19 protein-coding genes are annotated in these 19,869 nt (G+C 61.9%); 8 read left to right on the top strand and 11 right to left on the bottom strand.

Features of this window, described 5'->3' with window-relative positions:
* Positions 1-24: 24 nt before the first annotated feature.
* Positions 25-1,530, bottom strand: coding sequence for an ABC transporter substrate-binding protein (locus ACP15P_RS17180; protein WP_424929689.1), 1,506 nt, complete (start codon positions 1,528-1,530; stop codon positions 25-27).
* A gap of 187 nt (positions 1,531-1,717) precedes the next feature.
* On the opposite strand from ACP15P_RS17180, the gene ACP15P_RS17175 reads away from it, so the two are divergent.
* Positions 1,718-2,629, top strand: coding sequence for a LysR family transcriptional regulator (locus ACP15P_RS17175; RefSeq protein ID WP_424929688.1), 912 nt, complete (start codon positions 1,718-1,720; stop codon positions 2,627-2,629).
* On the opposite strand, the gene ACP15P_RS17170 is transcribed toward ACP15P_RS17175, so the two are convergent.
* Positions 2,626-3,498, bottom strand: coding sequence for a DMT family transporter (locus tag ACP15P_RS17170; protein ID WP_424929687.1), 873 nt, complete (start codon positions 3,496-3,498; stop codon positions 2,626-2,628). The genes ACP15P_RS17175 and ACP15P_RS17170 overlap by 4 nt on opposite strands.
* 282 nt (positions 3,499-3,780) lie before the next feature.
* Between ACP15P_RS17170 and ACP15P_RS17165 the strand changes: the two genes are divergently transcribed.
* From ACP15P_RS17165 to ACP15P_RS17150, 4 genes are read left to right on the top strand one after another with little or no spacing between them, the layout of a single operon-like run.
* A complete protein-coding gene (locus ACP15P_RS17165; protein ID WP_424929686.1) occupies positions 3,781-4,941 on the top strand; it encodes a sialidase family protein in 1,161 nt (386 codons plus the stop codon).
* Positions 4,925-5,830 (top strand): dihydrodipicolinate synthase family protein, encoded by a 906-nt coding sequence (locus tag ACP15P_RS17160; protein ID WP_424929685.1) that lies wholly within the window; start codon positions 4,925-4,927, stop codon positions 5,828-5,830. Before ACP15P_RS17165 ends, ACP15P_RS17160 begins: the two co-directional genes overlap by 17 nt.
* Positions 5,827-6,957, top strand: coding sequence for an iron-containing alcohol dehydrogenase (locus ACP15P_RS17155; RefSeq protein ID WP_424929684.1), 1,131 nt, complete (start codon positions 5,827-5,829; stop codon positions 6,955-6,957). Before ACP15P_RS17160 ends, ACP15P_RS17155 begins: the two co-directional genes overlap by 4 nt.
* An 11-nt stretch (positions 6,958-6,968) precedes the next feature.
* Positions 6,969-7,937, top strand: a complete 969-nt coding sequence (locus tag ACP15P_RS17150; RefSeq protein ID WP_424929683.1) for a ketopantoate reductase family protein — start codon at positions 6,969-6,971, stop codon at positions 7,935-7,937.
* 21 nt (positions 7,938-7,958) lie between these two features.
* Here the strand turns inward: ACP15P_RS17150 and ACP15P_RS17145 are convergent, their stop codons facing one another.
* The 8 genes from ACP15P_RS17145 to ACP15P_RS17110 all read right to left on the bottom strand — a co-directional run bounded on the left by ACP15P_RS17145 (position 7,959) and on the right by ACP15P_RS17110 (position 16,695).
* On the bottom strand, positions 7,959-8,456 hold the full coding sequence (locus tag ACP15P_RS17145) for a nucleoside deaminase (RefSeq protein ID WP_424929682.1): 498 nt from the start codon (positions 8,454-8,456) through the stop codon (positions 7,959-7,961).
* On the bottom strand, positions 8,446-9,420 hold the full coding sequence (locus ACP15P_RS17140) for an ABC transporter ATP-binding protein (protein WP_424929681.1): 975 nt from the start codon (positions 9,418-9,420) through the stop codon (positions 8,446-8,448). The genes ACP15P_RS17145 and ACP15P_RS17140 overlap by 11 nt, the downstream gene beginning before the upstream one ends.
* Entirely contained in the window at positions 9,417-10,412 is a 996-nt protein-coding gene (locus tag ACP15P_RS17135; protein ID WP_424929680.1) for an ABC transporter ATP-binding protein, read from the bottom strand. The genes ACP15P_RS17140 and ACP15P_RS17135 overlap by 4 nt, the downstream gene beginning before the upstream one ends.
* The gene (locus tag ACP15P_RS17130) at positions 10,409-11,845 is read right to left on the bottom strand and encodes a chlorohydrolase family protein (RefSeq protein ID WP_424929679.1); all 1,437 of its coding nucleotides are present in this window, start codon (positions 11,843-11,845) and stop codon (positions 10,409-10,411) included. Before ACP15P_RS17130 ends, ACP15P_RS17135 begins: the two co-directional genes overlap by 4 nt.
* A complete protein-coding gene (locus ACP15P_RS17125; RefSeq protein ID WP_424929678.1) occupies positions 11,845-13,026 on the bottom strand; it encodes an amidohydrolase family protein in 1,182 nt (393 codons plus the stop codon). Before ACP15P_RS17125 ends, ACP15P_RS17130 begins: the two co-directional genes overlap by 1 nt.
* Before the next feature lie 6 nt (positions 13,027-13,032).
* Positions 13,033-13,989: an ABC transporter permease gene (locus tag ACP15P_RS17120; RefSeq protein ID WP_424929677.1), complete on the bottom strand. Its 957-nt coding sequence runs from the start codon at positions 13,987-13,989 to the stop codon at positions 13,033-13,035.
* A gap of 13 nt (positions 13,990-14,002) precedes the next feature.
* A complete protein-coding gene (locus tag ACP15P_RS17115; protein WP_424929676.1) occupies positions 14,003-14,986 on the bottom strand; it encodes an ABC transporter permease in 984 nt (327 codons plus the stop codon).
* Positions 14,987-15,117: 131 nt separating this feature from the next.
* Entirely contained in the window at positions 15,118-16,695 is a 1,578-nt protein-coding gene (locus tag ACP15P_RS17110; RefSeq protein ID WP_424929675.1) for an ABC transporter substrate-binding protein, read from the bottom strand.
* Between the two features lie 163 nt (positions 16,696-16,858).
* On the opposite strand from ACP15P_RS17110, the gene ACP15P_RS17105 reads away from it, so the two are divergent.
* The 3 genes from ACP15P_RS17105 (at position 16,859) to ACP15P_RS17095 (ending at position 19,109) form a co-directional block, all read left to right on the top strand.
* Positions 16,859-17,548 carry a GntR family transcriptional regulator gene (locus ACP15P_RS17105; RefSeq protein ID WP_424929674.1) on the top strand — a complete coding sequence of 230 codons (690 nt, stop codon included), beginning with the start codon at positions 16,859-16,861 and terminating at the stop codon, positions 17,546-17,548.
* Complete coding sequence (locus ACP15P_RS17100) at positions 17,545-18,219, top strand: flavin reductase family protein (RefSeq protein WP_424929673.1); 675 nt, start codon at positions 17,545-17,547, stop codon at positions 18,217-18,219. Before ACP15P_RS17105 ends, ACP15P_RS17100 begins: the two co-directional genes overlap by 4 nt.
* 146 nt (positions 18,220-18,365) lie before the next feature.
* Positions 18,366-19,109, top strand: a complete 744-nt coding sequence (locus ACP15P_RS17095; RefSeq protein WP_424929672.1) for a hypothetical protein — start codon at positions 18,366-18,368, stop codon at positions 19,107-19,109.
* 20 nt (positions 19,110-19,129) lie between these two features.
* Here ACP15P_RS17095 and ACP15P_RS17090 read toward each other — a convergent pair whose 3' ends face one another.
* Complete coding sequence (locus ACP15P_RS17090; protein WP_424929671.1) at positions 19,130-19,837, bottom strand: FadR/GntR family transcriptional regulator; 708 nt, start codon at positions 19,835-19,837, stop codon at positions 19,130-19,132.
* Between the last annotated feature and the right edge of the window lie 32 nt (positions 19,838-19,869).

Here is a 19,869-nt window from a genome sequence, read left to right as displayed (position 1 = left end):
CCGCCCCGGCATTCCGGCATCAGATCACTTAAAAGAGATCTGGGCCAGTTGCAGTTCGCTGTTGGTCTTGATTGACGGCGTGAAATCCAGACGCGGATTTACGCGGGAAAATCCAACCATGTGGAAGAGCATTACGTCAGCCACCACGTCCTCGTGAAGGTGGGTGAACAGCTCACGCCAGAGCGCCTCGCGCTCGTCTCCGGTGGCGGCGGTGGCCTGGGCCATCAGAGTGTCGGTTTTCTCGTCCTTGATACCCGACTGAAGGCCCTCGGAGTTGTACTTGAAGTACATCGAGAACACCGGATCACCTTTCGCGTTATCATGCTGCGACGCCACGATGATTGGACCGCGGTCGTCTGCAAAGGGCTTCGAGTAGTACTCGTCCCACGTGGCAACCTCGTTCATCTCGAGTTCCATGTTGAAACCCACGTCCTGGAACATCTGAAGCAACGCCTCCATGGTTTCCAGCACGTTGCCCCAGTTGTTGACACGGCCCACCAGCTTGATCTCGGTATCCACCGGCACACCATCGGCAGCGGCCTCCTCAAGCAGCGCCTTGGCCTGGTCCGGATCGTAGGCAAACGGCTCAAGCTCGTCATTGTAACCGAGGGTCGAAGGCGGCGTCATACCGGTCGCCAGGAGGGTACCATCCGCCAAAACCGTGCCGATAAAGGCCTCCCGGTCAACCGCATGGTTCAGTGCCTTGCGCACCCGAACGTCATCAAGCGGAGCGATCTCATGGTCCAGCCGCAGGTATACCGTTTCCGAGTTGGGATACGAGAAATCCATCTCAGGGTTGGTGGCATCCTGCAGCGCGATGTTTGGCGCAATATCCGCCTCGCCGGTCTGCACCATGGCCGTACGCACCGCGCTGTCGCTGCGGAACACGTAAGTCGCGTCCGTCACTTCCGGGGTATCGCCCCAGTAACCGTCAAAGGCGCTCAGCTTAATATGCTGACCCACGGCGTATTCATCGAACGTGTAGGGCCCGGTACCGATCGGCGTGTCGACAAAGCTGTCCATTGGCGTCTCGGACGGCACCACGGTCAGTGTCGACATAAGCAGAGGCAGGATCGGCTGAGCCGGATCCGCGGTAATGTCGATGGTCAGGTCATCCACGACCTCAGTCGTGAGCGTCATACCACCAAAAAACTTGGCGCCGTTCTCACAAACAATCTGGTCACCCACGGTGCGCGCGATGGAATGCGCTACATCTCCAGCGGTAAAGGCCGAACCGTCGTGGAACGTCACGCCCTCGCGCAGGCTGAACCGCCACTTGCCATCGCCCATGTCTTCCCAACTGGTGGCGAGCCTCGGCTGCAGCCCCTCCTCAGGAAAGTTCTCGGTCAGGGTTTCCGCCACGTTCTGCTGCACCACCCGTCCGATATTCGAACGTGACGACATGCACGGGTCGACGAGATCCAGTTCCTCGCTCAGAACCACGGTAACGCCCGTGTCCTGTGCGACGGCCTGTCCCGCGATGGTACTGGCAAGCAGAATGGCAGCGGCGCGGCCATAGATGTGGGTCATAAGTTTTCCTCCCTTGGTCTTCTTCCGATACGGCCACTTCATGGGGACCGCGGTTCTCATGCAGGCAGGATTCGCCCACATGTTTTTTAAGCAGAATAGCCGCTGAGCGACGCACTGCCAGTCTAATCCTGAATTGAATTGATCCAATTTTTGTATCACACCTGTCAGGCATGACAGGAGACCCGCCATGGCCCAGGGTGCCTTCGAACTCTTTCAACTTAGGTGCTTTGTCGCCGTAGCGCAGGAGCGAAACTTTCGCCGCGCCGCAGTACGCATGAACATGACCCAGCCACCGCTCTCGCGGCAGATCAAGCTGCTGGAACATGGCGTCGGCGTGACCCTGTTCGACCGGAACCAGGGCGGCGTCAGGCTGACCCCAGCGGGCGAATCTTTCCTGGTCACCGCCTCCGACATCCTGCAACGGGCGGAGGCCGCCGTCCTCGCCGCCAGACAGGCCGAACGCGGCGAAATCGGCGCGCTCGCCATCGGATTTGTTCCCTCCGCGGCGCTCGACTTTATCCCGCGTATCGTCGTCGCCCTGAAGCAGAACCTGCCAGGCGTCACCTTCACCGTGACCGAAATGATGAGTTACGAGATCATCGAGGCGCTTCAGTCCGGCCAACTCGACCTCGGTCTGACCCGCGCCAGAACGAACCAGGGCGGGATCGAAAGCCTCCGGGTGGTCAACGAGCCCTTCGTCCTTGCCCTGCCCCGTGACCACCCGCTGGCGACAGCCGAAACCGTTGCTCTGTCCGACCTGGACGGAATGCCAATGATTGGTTACTCCGATGAACGCGGCGGTTTTCTGCGCAGCATCCACAAAACCGCCTTCGCATCCGTCGGGATCTCCCCGACCATCGTTCAGGAAGTCAGCCAGACCCACACTGTGGTCGCACTGGTCAACAGTGGCCTTGGAACCGGTCTGGTTCCGCGTTCCGCCGAAGCCATCGCCATGGCAAACACGGTCTTCCGCACGATTGACCTGCCCGAACGCTGCCGCTCCACACTGTATCTCAACAGCAGTCCCAACAGTGCCGGCCCGCTCCACGAACAGGCGAGCGAAACCATCATTGCCACGCTGGACGCCGTCCCGCCCTAAACCTCGGACATCTTTTTCCGCCGCGCACTTCGCGCCGTCAGCAGCGTTGCAGCAAAGATCACAGCGCCCCCGATCCACGTCGTCAGAGGCACAGCCTGCGCGAACAGGAGATAGCCCAGCACCGCCGCGAAAGGCAGGCGCATGAAGTCTATCGGCGCGATCAGCGACGCATCGGCCATCGCGAAAGCCCGCGTCACCGCACCCATGGCGAGCGCCCCCAACGCACCCTGAAGCGCCAAAAACCCCCACTCCGACGCCGTCGGCATCTGCCAGACCAAAGCCGCGGGCACGGCCGCAATCGGCACGGTCAGGATCAGGTTCCAAGCCACCAGTGTCTCCGTGCTGTCGCGCGCGGACATGGGCTTCAAGATCAGCTGGATAACCGCGGTCAGCAACGCACCCAACAGCGCAAAAAGCAGCCCGGCCGTCACCTCGCCTCCCTGACCTGGCCTGAGCACGATCAAAACCCCGATGAACCCGCCAACCACCCCGGCGACCCGCAATGCCTTCGGCGATTCCGACAGGAACACCCACGACCCCACGGTCACGAAAATCGGCGCGGCAAACGCAATTGCCATCACATCCGCCAGAGGTGCCGACGCAAAAGCGAAGAAATACGCGATCAGGGAGGCGAGCTTCAAAGCAGCCCGCACCGCATGCCGCCCGCGGTACACCGACTGCAGCATGGCGGGACGGCTGAGGATGTAGGGCAGAAACACCAAAAGGCCGAACAGCGCGCGCGTGAACCCGATCACGAACGGATGCACCCCGGGCGAGATATGGCGCACAATGGCGGCATCCACCGCACCCAACGCGGCCGCAAGCAGCATCAGCGCAAGGCCGATAAAGGGGGTTCTGTCGCTCGTCATGCGTCATCCGGACCACGCCACCCTCGAAACATCAAGGTGGAAAATCTCGGCCCCAGGCGATCACCGAAGCCACATGCAATATCGGAACAGCCTCGGCCATATTTGTCAATCTCCATGACGACCCCGGAAACGAAACAATGGCAAATATAATTTTTATTAATTTAAACATTACTTTAATTTCCGTCTCGCCAGTGCCACAACCCGCGAACCTCACTCCATAACTTGACAACCTCCACCCGCACGGCAACTGTCCCACCACGAAATCTACAAACAGGACCTTTCATGTCCCCCGCTACACCGGACGAAATCGCCGCCGCGATGGATGGCATCCCCAGATCCGTCGCACCCGGACGGACCGAAGCACTGCTGCCATCACCCATGGTCCAAAACCACGCGGGCTTTCTCGCCCAGGCGGGCGACGGGCTCCATTGCCTGTGGTTCGGAGGCTCGCTTGAGGGCCGCTCCGACATCTCCATTTGGCGCTCCCGGCTTACGCCCGAGGGCTGGGGACCGGCGCAGCGCCTCTCCAACGATCCCGACCGCTCTGAACAGAACCCGATCCAGTTCGATGCCCCCGACGGGCGACGTCTGGTCCTGCACACGGCCCAGCCCGGCGGCAACCAGGATGCCTGCATCCTGCGCATGCGCGAGGAAGACCGGGACACCCGCACCATCGACCTGCCGTCCGGCACCTTCATTCGCGGACCGATGCACGTACGCGGCGACGGCGCCTGGGTCCTGCCCCTGTTCCGTTGCATTCCCCGCGAGGGCCAGCGCTGGACAGGCAGTCACGACACCGCCGCCCTCGCAATAAGCGAGGACAGCGGCGAAACCTGGCGCATGGTCGAGGTCCCCGGTTCCATGGGCTGCGTTCACATGACCCTCGTCCCCCTCGGCGGCCAACGCTGGACGGCATACTTCCGGCGCAGACAGGCCGATTTTGTCCACCGCGCAACGTCAGAGGACGATGGCGAAACCTGGACTGAGCCTGCGCCCACTGACCTGCCAAACAACAATTCATCAATCTCCGCCATCCGCCTGGCCGATGGCCGCATCGCCATTGCCTGCAACCCCACCAATGCCGCTGCACATCCAGAGGCCCGCCGCGCCTCCCTGTATGATGAACTGGGCGGATCCGACGACCGCCCCAATGCCTCGGGCGGTTGCGAGCCGATCTGGGGCGTACCGCGCGCACCCATGTCCATCGCGCTAAGCCAGGATGACGGCAGCACCTTCCCCCATCGGATCACCGTTGAGGACGGCCCGGGCGACTGCCTTTCGAATAATTCCCTCGACGGCCGAAACCACGAGATGTCATATCCATCCCTGAGCCAACGCCCGGATGGAACACTCGACCTTGCCTACACACTGCACCGCCGCGCGATCAAACACGTGGCCCTGACACCCGACTGGCTGGAGACGTCCAATGACGCACGTAATTGAGGGCGTACACTGCGCCGCCGCGACACCGGTTACATCGGACGGCGCGCCCAACCTCGCGCTCTTCACCGACCACTGCCGCAAACTGCTGGAGGAAGGCTGCCAAGGCATCGCCCTGCTCGGCACCACGGGTGAGGCCAACAGCTTCGGTTTGGATCAGCGCAAATCCCTGCTCGAAGCCGCCATTGAGGGCGGCATTCCCGCCAACACCCTCCTTCCCGGCACCTCCGCCTGCAGCGTAGCCGACACCGTGGAGCTGACCCGCCACGCAGCCCGCGCGGGCGCCAAAGGCGTCGTCCTTCTCCCGCCCTTCTACTACAAGGGCGTCAGCGACGAGGGACTTTTCCGTTTCTATGCACGTGTGATTGAGGGCGTGGCCGAACCCGGCCTGCGCGTCGTCCTTTACCACATCCCGCAGGTCAGCCAGATCCATATTGGCGCGGAGCTGATCGAACGCCTTATGGCCGAATTTCCCGGCATCGTTGTCGGCATCAAGGACAGCGCCGGCGACCTCGACAACATGTGCGCGCTGACCGAACGTTTCCCCAATCTCGGCGTTCTGGCCGGAGCGGACCCTCTGCTTCTGCCGCTACTCCGTGCCGGAGGCGCAGGCTGTATCACCGCGACATCCAACCTGCGCTCCGATGCCCTGCGCGTGATCTGGGACCACTGGTCGGACCCCGAAAAAAACGGAGCGGTCAACGCCGCTCAGGATCGCATCAACGCCTGGCGGGAACTGTCCAACCGCTATGTCCAACTTCCCACCATCAAGACCATGCTCGCACAAACCCGCGCCGACACCGGCTGGCTGAACGTGATGCCGCCACTGGTGGAACTCACGGAAGCCGAACGCGCCGATGTCGAAGCGAAGATGCGGGAACTGGCACCGTGAGCGAAATCGACCTATCCCGTCCGATCACCCTGCACTTTCCCAAACGCATTGAAGTGGGTTCCGGCACCGCCGCCACGGTCGGTGACTGGGCCGAAGACCTCTCCCCTGTTCTGGTCATCACCTCAAACTCAACCGCCGCCATGGTCGACCGGCTGAAAATCACCGGCACGGTCGAAATCATCTCCGGCATTCCCGCCGAACCAAAGGACACCGACCTCGCAAAAGCTGTTGAGGCCGCCCGGCGCATTCGCCCCGCGCTGATCGTGGGTCTCGGCGGCGGCTCGGTCATGGACGTGGCCAAACTGACCTGTGGACTTTGGGACAGCGACCAGACCCTGGAGGATGTTGCCGGACCCAACCGCGTCCGCAAAAAATGCAGCGCCCTGGCCCAAGTCGCCACCACCGCGGGCACCGGCTCCGAGGGCGGCATCCGTGGCCTTGTGACCTCATCGGACACCGGCATGAAAATTGCCGTGGAAAGCCCGCACCTGCTGGCGGATCTCGCGGTACTCGACCCCGACCTCACCATGTCCGTGCCCGGCCCCCTCACCGCCGCTACCGGCGTGGACGCACTGGCCCACTGTGTCGAGGCCTTCACCAGCAAACGCGCCCATCCCCTGGTCGACGGCTACGCCCGCATGGGCATTTCACTCACCGGTAAATATCTTGCCCGGGCCACCGCTGATGGAACGGACGCGGACGCCCGCGCCGGAATGCTGCTCGCTTCCTTCTATGGCGGCCTCTGCCTCGGCCCGGTCAACACCGCCGCCGGCCATGCTTTGGGCTATCCCCCCGGAACCCGCCTCGGGCTCGGCCACGGTCTCGCGGTCGCGCTGCTCTTCCCCCATGTGCTCGCCTTTAACGCCTCGGCCCGCCCCAACAAAACCGCGGAGATCCTTGCCGCACTTGGCCTGCCGCCCGCGACTGACGAGGCTGAAATCGCGCAAGCCTTGACCCAATGGTGTGAAGACCTCGGCCTGACCATGTCCCTCACCGACCACGGGGCCGACCCCGACGCCATGGCAGCCTGGGCGGAAGAGGCCCATGGCATACGCCGTCTGATGGATTTTAACCCGCGCGACATGAGCACCGGGGACGCCCTCCGGCTCTATCGCGCCGCACTGTAAGGACCGTTCCCATGCGGATCATCATTCACGGCGTTGGCGCCATTGGCGGCGTACTGGCCACCGCGCTTGCCGCTTCCGGAACCGAGGTCATTGGCATCGCCCGTGGTCCCCGGCTTGAGGCAATCCGCAATTCCGGCCTGACCCTGCGCACACCCGACGGCATGACCCAGGCCCGGTTCAACGGCGTGTCCCATCCCCGCGACATTGACTTCCGTGACGACGACATGATCCTGCTCACGGTCAAAAGCCAGGACACCACCGCGGCACTCGAGGACCTGCGCGCCGCAGGCGTTACCGACCAGCCCATATTCTGCGCCCAGAACGGTGTCGCGAACGAGACCATGGCACTGCGCCTCTTTCCCAACGTTCACGGCATCAACGTCATGCTGCCCGCCGAATACCGCGAACCCGGCGAAACCATTGCCTTCGGGACACCCAAAACCGGTGTCTTCGACATCGGGCGTTTCCCCGGCGGATGCGACGCCGCCGACCACGCCATTGCAGAGGCGCTCGACCGCGCAAACATCGCGGGCTTTCCCACTGATGATGTAATGCCCAGCAAATACGGTAAGCTTCTTCTCAATCTCGGCAACATTGTCGAGGCCGCTCTGGGACGTGGCACCGATACCGCTGAAATCACAAAGGCCCTGAGGGCGGAAGGCCGCGCCGTCCTCGACGCCGCAGGCATCCGCTACACCGAGGTCGACAGCAAGGACCCCCGTCGCGGCACCCTGCTCAATATCGTGGAAATCGACGGCGTCACCCGTATCGGCAGTTCCTCGAGCCAGAGCCTCGCAAGGGGCGCGGGCCGCATAGAGACAGACTTTCTGAACGGAGAGATCGCCCTGCTCGCCCGCCTGCACGGCGTACCCGCCCCCGCAAACACCTACGCCGCCCGCCTTGCATCCGAACTCGCCCGCGACAACGCGCGCCCGGGCTCCGTCACTCCTGAAGATTTTGCAAAAGGCATCGGACTATAAAGCAACAGAACGGTTTCGTGGTCAGACCCGCGACCGTGCAAGCGCGGCCCAGTCCTGCAGGATCTTTGTCGCCTCCACATGCAAATGCTGCTCCGACGGCATAATGCGCTCCGTAACCTGCCGCCCGCACTCATGGGTAAGCCGGTCAACATCCACCGGGAAACGTGCGGCCTCAGGCAGATCCGCGATCGCTTCACCGGCCTGCCCCATGTCGGCCGCGTAATAGAGCGCGGCAATCCCCGCGATGTTCATCGCCGCCACGCACAGCGCACAGGGCTCGCAGCTGGAATAGAGCTCACAACCGCGCAGATCGACCGTTTCGAGATTGCGGCAGGCATCGCGGATCGCTTCGGTCTCGCCATGCGAGGTCGGGTCATGGTTTACGACTGACCGGTTGATACCTTCCCCCACGATCCGGCCGTCCTTGACGATGACCGCACCAAACGGCTCGGTGCCGGGGATCTCAAGCGCCTGTGCCGATATTTCGATGGCACGGCGCATAAAGGCTTCATTGTACATCGGACGAACCTTCCTCTGCGGCGAAACATGCAACGCGGCGGTTGTGTACACTGGCGCGGCGCTGCGGCCTTTCAGACCTGCACCGGTCAAAGGCCAGGGGACAGCGTGGATGAAAACTGCAGCCAGGCGGCGGCGACACAGGCGACGGCACCTCACCGACCATCGGGCTGCGGTCGCGGCACGGCGCCTCCAGATCCGGGATCGTATCAAGCAGCAGCCGCGTGTAGGGGTGCAGTGGATTGTCGAACAAATCAGCAGTCGGCTGAATTTCAACAATGCGGCCGAGATACATCACCGCGATTACATCAGCCATATGGCGCACCACACTGAGGTCATGGCTGATAAAGAGGTACGTAAGATCCATCTCTTTTTGCAGCCGTTTCATAAGGTTAAGCACCTGCGCCTGAACCGACACATCAAGTGCCGAGGTTGGCTCATCGCAAACCAGAAACTCCGGCTCGCCGGCCAACGCCCGCGCAATGGAAATACGTTGCCGCTGTCCACCGGAAAACTCATGCGGGAACTTCAGGCCGTCCGCCGGTGCCAGACCAACGGTGCGCAGCAGTTCATCCACCCGTGCCGAAACCTCCGCAGCCGGCGTCTCAGGCCGCAGGGTCCGCAACGGTTCCGCGATGATCCGGGCCACGCGCCAGCGCGGGTTCAGGCTGGCAAACGGGTCCTGAAAGATCATCTGCAGCCGGTCACGATCGCCGTGAAAGCTGATCTTGCCCCCCGACGGCGCATGAAGCCCGGTCACGAGCTTGGCTATGGTGCTTTTGCCGCAGCCGCTTTCCCCGACCAGGGCCAGGGTCTGACCGCGCTTGATAACGAAATCCACTCCGTCTACGGCGCGAAGCGTTCGGCGGGGCTTGCGTTCAATCAGCCGGTTCAGCCACGGTGCGGAAACATCGAACCGGCGCTCCAGAGCATCGACCTCTAAAATGGCATTCTGACGAAGGGTCATACGGGTTCTCCCTGAGTAACGGTGGTGCCGGTCTGCGCCAGCCAGCAGGCGGCCCCGGTGGTCGCCGTATCCGGGATCCGTGGCACTTCCTGACGACAGCGCACCCCGGCATGGGAACAGCGCGGATTAAAGGCACAGCCTTTGGGTATCGCATTGAGGCGCGGCATGCTGCCCGGGATCATCTGCAACTCCTCCACCTCGCGGCGCAGTGACGGGATCGAGCCCATCAGCCCCGTGGTGTACGGATGGCGCGGCCTGCGGACGAGATCATCGACACTGCCAATCTCCGCCAACCGCCCGGCATACATCACAGCCACCCGGTCGGCGGTTTCAGCGATTACACCCATGTCATGGGTCACCAGCATTACGGCAGTCCCGCGTTCGCGGCACAGACGTTTGAGAAGTGCGGTGATCTGCGCCTGAATCGACACATCAAGCGCCGTGGTCGGCTCATCCGCCACAATGAGTTCGGGTTCGGCACACAACGCCAGCGCAATCACGATCCGCTGCCGCATCCCTCCGGAAAACTGGTGCGGGTAACTGTCGATACGCTCCTCCACCGCCGGTATTCCGACCTCACGCATCAGATCCTTGGCCCGCTCACGCGCCCCTGTTCGGTCAAGATCCGTATGCAGCCGTATGGTCTCCACAAGCTGGTCACCAACCCGAAACAGCGGGTTCAGCGAGGTCAGCGGGTCCTGGAAAATCGCCCCGATACGACGACCGCGAACCGCCTGCATCCCCCGGTCATCGAGATTGTCGATCCGATCCCCCGACAGATGAATGGTGCCAGCGGCAATCCGCCCCGGCGGCTCCAGCAGTCCCAGAATCGACATCCCGGTCATGGATTTCCCGGCACCGGATTCGCCAACCATTCCAAGGATCTCTCCGCGGCGGATCTGCAGCGAAATATCGTCCACGGCGGTCAGCACGCCCTTGCGGGTGGGAAATTCGACGCGCAGATTTTGCACGTCCAGAACGACATCGCTCATGGCGTGGCCCTCTCATAACTGGGGGTGAATATCTCCCGGACCGGCGGATGTCCCGCCGTACGGTCAGGGTATTTTGCGATCAGTCCATCGAACTGCACCTGCGCGCGGGCCGCATCCGCCTCCGCGTCAACGCCAGGGATCAGGCCATCCGCCATCACCTGCCGCCCGTCGATCCAGACATCGCGCACATCGCGGCCGGATGTCCCCGTCATCAGCGTCTGCACCGGGTCGGGTGTCTGCAGGGTCCGGCTGAAGTCAATCACCGCAATATCGGCCTTCGCCCCAGGCGCGAGCCTCCCGAGGTCAGCCCGGTTCAGCGCCTCAGCCCCGCCAAGCGTGGCCGCGTCCAACATGTCTTCCGCCCGGATCGCATCCATTCCGTCGCAAAGCCGCGCGGTCATCATACCGATCTGCATGTTCAGGATCATGTCCGCCGGATGGGTATCCGTACCCAGCCCAATGTTGATGCCACGGGCGCGGACTTTCGGAAAACTCTTCAGCATCCCGCCATGCCTGGCGGCCACAAGCGGGCAGTGTACCAGTGTAGCTCCGGCACCCGCGATCAGATCAAACTCCGCCTCAGTCGCCTGGGTACCGTGCGGCAGCAGCCAGTTGCCGCGCAAGGCACCAATCCGGTCCAGCCATTCAATCGGCGCGCAGCCATGCAGTTCATGCACCAGGCGCACCTCAACCGGCGACTGACTGCAGTGCTGCCGCACCGGCGCTCCCATTTCGGCGGCCAGATCCGCCGTGCGTTGCAGCAGTGTTCCGGTACAGGTCTCGATACGGTCCGGCGCGAACATCGCGCGGATACGCCCGCCGGCGGTCCCGTCGACGGCCCGCGCAAATTCTGCGGCCTCGTTCAAACCCGCCAACCCCCGCGCCTCGTCAAACACCGCACGGATGTTGCCCACCTCATCGGTGACCTGTCCGCCCGTACGATAGGCGGGACCCAGATACACCCGCAGCCCTAGATCATCGGCTGCCAAAGCAGCAGCCTCAAATTCCGCCACCGTCTCGCCCCATTCGCGATAGAACAGCGACGCAATGGGCAGCGCGGTGGTAATCCCGTTGCGGATCAGCTGGGAAAAGGCATGACGCTTCTGAAAGGCCAGTTCCGCCGCGTCGTACATCTCGTAGGGACCACGGGCGATGTAACTCTCCGGCCAGACCCGACCCTTCTTCCAGGCCGGACCGTTGTCATAGCCAAGGATCGTGGTATCGAGATCCGACAGCGCATCGAGATCAATGAAACCCGGTGAAATCACCGCTGCGCCGTAGTCAATCCGCCGCGCCACCTCACCTTCAAACGCGGCTCCAACAAACAGCACCTCGCTGCCCTCAATCACAACGACACCGTTCTCATGAACTGCGTGCCGACCCTCGCGATGACCGATCACCCATTGCGCCGTGAGCAGCGTTCGCCCGGTCATCACGGCGCCTCAATCACGCAGGCGCCATCCCGCGCCGTCACCTGACCGCCTTTCAGGACCAGCTTGCGCGGCGCATGGGTAACCACCGCCTCGGCAAGGGTTTCGCCCTCAACCAGCACGCAGTCAGCACGGCACCCCGGCTCCAGCCCGTATCCGTCCACCTCCATGATCGCGGCACCGCCCGCGGTGCAGATCTCCAGCGCCAGTTCCACCTCATCGTCGCGGCGCAGGTTGTTCCGCATCCCGATATGCATGGCCTTTTCCAGCATGTCGGAATTGCCGTAGGGGCCCCAGGTGTCGCGGATACCGTCGCAGCCCGCGCCGGTGAGGATGCCCGCCGCCTTCAACTCCTTGACCAGCGGCACCGGGGCAGAGGCTGGCGCGGTGGTCAGGATGTGAATGCGGTTCTCGGCGAGCCGCTTGTGCAACCCGGTCACATAGGCACGGTCCACCGCGCCAAGGCAGAACGCATGGCTGATCGAAACATGGCCCTGCATGCCATGCGCCACGGTGCGGTCGATAATCTCTTCCATCGAGAACCAGCCAAGCGCATCGCGCTCATGCAGATGAATGTCCACCGGCTTGCCATGCTTCTCCGCCAGCGCAAATACCGTATCCAGATGACCCTTCGGGTCATGCTCCATTCCGCATGGATCAATTCCACCAACCAGATCAGCACCCAGAGCCAACGCCTCGTCCATCAGTTCGGCGGTGCCTGGACGTGTCATCATGCCCGACTGCGGAAAGGCCACGATCTGGATGTCGACCATGCCCGCGAGTTTCTCACGTGTGGCCATCACCCCTTCAATCCCCGCCAGCCCGTGATGGGTGTCGACATCGACATGACTGCGAATATGGGTACAGCCATGGGACATGGCGAGAATGGCATGTCGCTCACTCTGCACCCTTGGATCGAGGCCCAGTGAAACCTTCACCTCGCGCTCGTTATTGATCTTGTCGATCAGCCGCGGCCCCACCTCATTGCGATACCAGGGCAGGCCGAGCAGGGATTTGTCGAGATGCGTGTGCGCCTCCACAAGCCCCGGGATCACGATCCGGCCGCCACCATCGATCACCTCCGCGCCGGGGGCAGCGCTGGTGACAAAGACGCCATCGGTGATGTGCAGATCGGTTGCCGGACCGCCCATGGGGCGAACGTTTTTGAGTGTTTTGGACGTCATGTGGAGTTACCGAAGTTTGGGGTTGAGCGCATCGCGCAGCCAGTCGCCGATCATGTTGACCGAGAGCACGATAAGGCAGAGTTGGATCGACGGGAAAACAACGATCCACCACAGACCGGAAAACAGGTACTGGTTGCCAATTCGGATAAGCGTGCCAAGCGAGGGTTGATCCGGCGGCATCCCGACACCGAGAAACGACAGCGTCGCTTCCGACAGAATGGCGAGACCGAAATTCAGCGTCGCCGCCACCAGGATCGGAGTCAGGCAGTTGGGCAGAATATGGTGCAGCATCACCCGCCAGGACTTCACCCGGATCAGCCTCGCGGCCTGAACATATTCCTTTTTGGCCTCAACCATGGCCGACGCCCGCACGGTGCGCGCGTACTGCACCCAGGACGGCACGGCGATGGCGAAAATCAGGATCGGCGCCGCCAGAACATCCTTGAGACCCGTGGGCAGCGACGCGGTGGCAATGGCGGTAATCAGGATCGCGATCAGGATGAACGGCATAGACAACAGAACATCGCCCAACCGCATGATCACATTGTCGATCCAGCCTCCGAAATACCCGGCGACCAGGCCCAGCGAGAGACCCACCGCCAGCGCCAGCAACACCGACGCAAAACCAATGATCAGCGAAATACGCGACCCGTAGAGCACCGCCGACAGAATGTCGCGCCCCTGCGTGTCCGTACCCAGCAGATAGGGCCACTGACCGCCCTCCTCCCAGACAGGCGGAATCTCTGAATTCCAAAGTTCCAGCGCAGCCAGGTCATAAGGATTCTGCGGTGTGATCAGTGGCGCAAGCGCCGCTGTAAGGGCCACCAGCAACAGCAGCACCGCGGAGAAGATCGCCGACGGATGCGAGCGGAACGAATACCACAGGTCACTGTCGCGCATACGGTCGAACCAGGTCGGGCGCACGACATCGGGCTGCGGGGGCAGGGAAACGGTCTTTTCCATGGGGGTCTCCGGTTCAGCCATTGCCACGGGCGCTGTCGTCGCGCAGGCGCGGATCGACCCAGGCGTAGGTGATATCAACGAGGGTATTGAGGGCGACAAAGATAAACGAAACGATCAGCAGATACGCAGCCATTACCGGCAGATCGACAAAGGTCACCGCCTGGATGAACAGCATCCCCATCCCCGGCCACTGAAACACCGTCTCGGTCACCAGGGCAAAGGCGATCAGATTGCCGATCTGCATGCCCGTCAGGGTGATCACCGGCATCAGACAGTTGCGCAGCGCATGACGCCACTGCACACGTCTGGTGGGCACGCCACGGGCGCGGGCGAATTTGATGTAATCGGCGCGCAGGGTCTCAAGCATCTCAGCCCGGACCAGCCGCATCACCAGCGTCACCTGAAAGGTAGAGAGCGAGACCGCCGGCAACACGAGCGCAGCCCGACCCGACGGGGTCAGTAACCCGGTGGACCACCAGCCAATATCCACCGTCTCGCCGCGACCGAAGGCCGGGAGCCATCCAAGCGACACGGAAAACGCGAGAATCAGGAGAATGCCGACCACAAAACTCGGCAGCGAAACCCCGATAATCGAGCCCAGCTGCAACATGTCGGCCAACCGGCTGTCCCGGTAAACCGCGGTAATCACCCCGGCCGGAATACCCACCACCAATGAGATCACCGTCGCGACCAGAACAAGTTCAAACGTGGCAGGAAAACGCTCCTTGATCAGCACCATGACATCCTGCTGATTGCGGTAGGAGACCCCGAAATCACCCTGCACGGCATTCGTGACAAACCGCGTATACTGGGTGACAAAACCGTCATTCAGCCCCAGTCGCTCTCGCAACTCGATACGGTCCTGAAGACTGGCCTGCTCGTTCACCATCATTTCCACCGGATCGCCAAAGAACCGGAAGATCACGAAAGCCAGCAGCGCCACCGCCAGCATAACGAAGACCGCATTGGCGGTACGTTTGAGAAGAAAGGCGATCATTCCGGTCTCCAGTGTCAGGTCGGACCATGGGCGCGCACCGCCACATCATCCTGCCGAATTACGTCTCTTGAGATCCGGGGCGATGGCACGCCCCGGCTGTCCGGACCGCCCCTCGGCGATCCGAAGTGCTATCAGGAACCACCGCCCATTTTGGCGAACCAGAGCCGCGGCTTGGCATCGGGGAACAATGGCATTTCAGTCACTTCCTCTGTGACGGCCCAGGCCATCGGCTGCTGGTGCAGCGGGATCATGATAGTCTCGTCCTTAACCATCTGAAGAGCCTCGGTCTGCAGCGCGAGGCGCGCCTCAAGATCCAGCTCCTGCCCCGCCGCATCGATCAGCGCATCAAGCTCCGGATAGGACCAGCCGCCCCAGTTGAAGACGCCCGCGTTGCCGGTCTTGGAGTGGAAAATCTGGAGCAGAGGCGAATAGCTGTCGAGCAGCGGCAGCGTCGCCCAGCCCAGGGTATAGACGTCCGTCTTGCCGTTGGTCCGTTTGGGCGACTGTACCGCACGCGGCGCCACGTCGAGCTTCGGCGAAAGACCGATGCGCGACCACATTGAGGCGATCGCCTGACAGAACTGCTCCTCGTTGACCAGACCATCACTGAGGCAGTTGAACTCAAACTCCATCCCTTCGGGCACACCGGCCTCGGCCAGCAGAGCCTTTGAGGCCTCCGCGTCATATCCGGGAACCGTGTCCAGAGCCTCGACATAGCCAGGAATCGGCGGGGCAATCGTGGCACCGGCGGTCCGGGATTTGCCGCGCATGACCTTCTGCTGGATCAGGTCAAGGTCGATCGCCTTGTAAAGCGCCTCACGCGCGGCCTTTTCCTTAAAAGGATTGGGCTCGCCATTCGTCAGGGTGTCCCGGAACGGGAAGCCGATCATCACCGTGCGCAAATCGACGCCTTCAAGCACCTCAACATTCGGCGCGGCGGTGAGGCGCGGAAGATCCTGAACCGGAGCATCATTGGTAAAGCTGATCTCGCCCGACAAAAGAGCCGCCACACGGGTTGCCGCCGAATTCACCGGCGTCAGCTCGATTTTGTCCAGGTTGTGCTGCGGCTCATCCCACCAGTCGGGATTGACAACAAACACCGTTTTGGCGTCGGGCTGGCGGCTTTCGACAATAAACGGACCCGTGCCATTGGCATTGTAGGTGGCATACCCCTCGGTCCCTGCACCCACATCCGTCGGCATCAGGGCATCATTCTCGGTCATCCACTCCTTATCGAAGATATGGATGTTGGTCAGGTCATTGAGCAGCAGCGGGTACGTGCCGTTCAGCGTAATGTCGACGGTATACTCATCCACCACACTGGAACTGACATAGGCCGGCAGATTGCCTTTCAGCGGCGAGGTCTCGTCGCTCACCCGGGTCAGGGAGGCGACCACATCCTCGGCGGTGAAAGGGTTGCCGTTGTGGAAGGTCACACCTTCGCGCAACTTGAACCGCCAGGTGATCTGATCGTCAAGGATCTCCCAGCTTTCCGCCAGCGCCGGCTCGATTTTGAGATCGCGGCTGTAACGGACCAGACCTTCATAAACATGGTTGAGCACATTGATGGTGAAGCTGTCGCCGAAGGAATACGGGTCCAGCGAACCAATGTCCCGGTTGGCGCCCCATTTGAGCACATTCTCCGCCTGAACGGTGCCCGCCAAAGCGGCAATTGCCGCTGAAGCAAGCATTACGTTTTTAATTTTCATGATCTGGTCCCCTTCCAACTGGATTGCTTTGTGAGATCGGGCAAATTGGATACGATGCATTATGCCTTACATATCGGATACGCTATTGCAAGTATATTGTATCCAATTGACGTTTTAAACTGTATGCGATATTGCTTCTGCAAATTTCATGGGCAGACACATTATGAGTGAAGACAAAACCACACTGACCGACGCGGTTCATGACCTGTTGAAAAAGGCGATCATCGAGCAGGGGCTTAAGCCCGGCATGCGCCTGCCCGAGGACACCGTGGGCGAGCAGTTCGGTGTGTCGCGAACCATCGTGCGCCACGCCTTTGTCCGGCTTGAGCATGAGGGCCTGATCGCCACGCGTCGCAACCGGGGTGCATTTGTCGCCGAACCCACACGCGACGAGGCCCAACACGTGTTTGAGGTCCGTCGCTGTCTGGAAAACGACGTGATTCGCCTGCTTTGTCAGCGCATGCCCGCCGGCGGCTACGAAACACTCGAGGCCCATGTTCGCCAGGAAGAGACTGTCAGGGGCAAGAATGGACCGGTTTCGATTCGGCTCGCCGGTGAATTCCACATGCTCCTGGCCAGGCTAACCGGCAACCCGGTCCTGACCCGCTACGTATCCGAGGTCGTTCTGCGCTGCTCGCTCATCATGTCGCTCTACGCCCGCACCCATTCCTCCGAATGCGCTGTGGATGAACACTCGCAGATCATCGAGGCAATCCGCGCGGGAGATGCCACGCGGGCAATAGAAATCATGGAGCATCATCTGGGCGCCGTTGCTGAACGCGCCGAGCTTTCCGGCCAGACAGATAGTATCCAATCCATTCTTTCACATTACGGCAAGGAGCTGGCCCAATGACCAGTCAGGCGGGCTATCATGCCTTCGATTTTTCCGATCTTTCGGCACGCGAAGCCTACAAGGTCATGATCGGCACCATTGTGCCCCGCCCGATTGCATGGGTGACCACGATCTCTGAGGACGGCGTGGTCAATGCCGCGCCCTACTCATTCTTCAACTGCCTTTCGGCCGATCCGCCCATCCTTGCGCTCGGTGTCGAAAACAAACCCGACCGCAGCTTCAAGGACACCGCCTACAACATCCGGATGACCAACTGCTTCACGGTCAACATCGTCGACCGCGCCAATGTCGAGGCCATGTCGGTCACCGCCGTGGATTTCGCATCGGAAGTGGACGAACTGCAAATGGCCGGGCTCACCGCCGTGCCCGGCGAGCGGGTCGCATCCCCGCGCATCTCCGAGGCGCCGGTGGCTTTTGAATGCGAACGCTATCTCGGCATCGCAGTCAGTTCCGCCCGCGAAATCATCCTGGGCCGAATCGTCCGCGCCCATATCCGCGAGGACATCATCGACCCAAATACCTTCTATTCCGACCACGAAAAACTCGATGCGCTGGGACGCATGGGCGGCAACGGCTACGCTGGAACATTCGACTACTTTGACCTGCGCACGCCCTCAATCGACGACGTCCTCAACCCCGGCGGCAAACAGGCCCAGGTCGGCAACAGCTGATCCCGCCAAACCAGCGGCCCAAAAATCCGGCCGACCAAAAACGTCACAGTGGCGGACCCAAGCGTGGGCCCGCCCCTTTTTTTCTGGTTACCAAACCTTCGGGTGACGTATCCTGCCCCCACGCAGACAACCGAAGGACCATTCCAGTGAAACGAACCGCCGCAATTTCGGTCGCGATCGCACTTGCCGGCGCCGCCCCGGCCACCGCCGAGGACTGGCAGTACTCCGGCGCCCTCTACGGCTGGCTGCCCAGCATGACGGGCACGATAACAACACCGCTCGGCGAGGTCGAAATGGAACCAGGCGGCGGTAGTGTTCTTGAATACCTCGAGGGCGTATTCATGGGACTGGTTACCGCCCATAACGGAAAGTGGGGTGTCACGGCGGACTTTCTCTACACCGAACTCGGCAAGGAGGCGGAACCTCCGCTTGGCCTGGTGTTCGACGATGCCGATGTCGATCTTAAACTGGCCATGCTGAACCTCAAGGGGCTCTACCGCGTGGTCGACACCCCGCGCGGCTTCGTCAACCTGACCGGCGGCGTCCGCTGGTACGACATCAGCCTCGGCACCGAACTGAAAAGCGATCTGGTCGCAAACAGGAATTCAGACCTGAGCAGTTCCTGGGCTGACCTTACACTTGGCGTCAACGGCTACGCGCCGCTATCCGAATCGTGGTTCGTGGTCGGAACCGCGGATGTTGGCGGTTTCGGCATCGGGTCATCGTCTGATCTGAGCTGGCAGGCCGTCGGCGCGGTAGGATACCGCTTCAACGGTACCTGGTCCGCGGAACTCGGGTACCGCCACCTGTCCATTGAAAAGGACATTCGTGGATCGGACTGGGCCATCGACCTGAGCGGCCCGGTTGTCGGTGTGTCCGCACGGTTCTGACGACCACCTGTCACTTAGCTCTATTCGGCCCCACGGTCCAACCCGTCAACCATCCGCGCCTGGGAGCCGGTCAGATGCTCGTGCATCAACGCCTCCGCCCGCGGCGCATCACGCTCGCGGATCGCATCCACAATCGCCTGATGCTCCGCATAAACCCGCTCCAGCGCCCCGGCCTCCGCCTTCAGCGACCGGCCATGTGCCTGCATTCCCACCGCAATATGCTCCTTGAGCGCGGCAAAAGCCGTCGCGAAATATGAATTGCGGCTGGCATTGGCGATGGCGAGATGAAATGAAAAATCCGCATCATCCCGGTGGCTCTGCCGGTCCGTGGCCCGGCGCATATCCGCCAGCGCCCCCTCAATATCGGCCAGCGCCGCATCCCCATGCCGCTCCGCCGCCGCCGCTGCGGCCTTCGGCTCAATCGTCAGTCGAAACTCGTAACACTGCGACAGGTCATCGCGGCTTTCGAGCGGATCGAACCCGATCGGTTCCCGCACTCCCACATGCCGCACAAAACTCCCGGCACCCCGCCGGGAATGGATCAGCCCCATGTCCCGCAACCCCTGCAGGGCCTCGCGCACAATTGGCCGGGACACGCCAAACTCGGCCGCCAGATCATGCTCCGTCGGCAACTGCTCGCTCTCGGAATAGGCCCCGGACTTGATCGCCCGGGCCAGCCTGTCCTTCACGGTTTCCGACAACGGACGGCGTTTACTGCGAACCGGCATAATCTGTGCCTCCCTACCTGGCCGGGAAAAAT

Origin of the sequence: Amaricoccus tamworthensis (assembly GCF_049800875.1) — a bacterium.
Taxonomy (GTDB): Bacteria; Pseudomonadota; Alphaproteobacteria; order Rhodobacterales; family Rhodobacteraceae; genus Amaricoccus; species Amaricoccus tamworthensis.
This window is presented reverse-complemented; position numbering and strand designations above follow the sequence as displayed.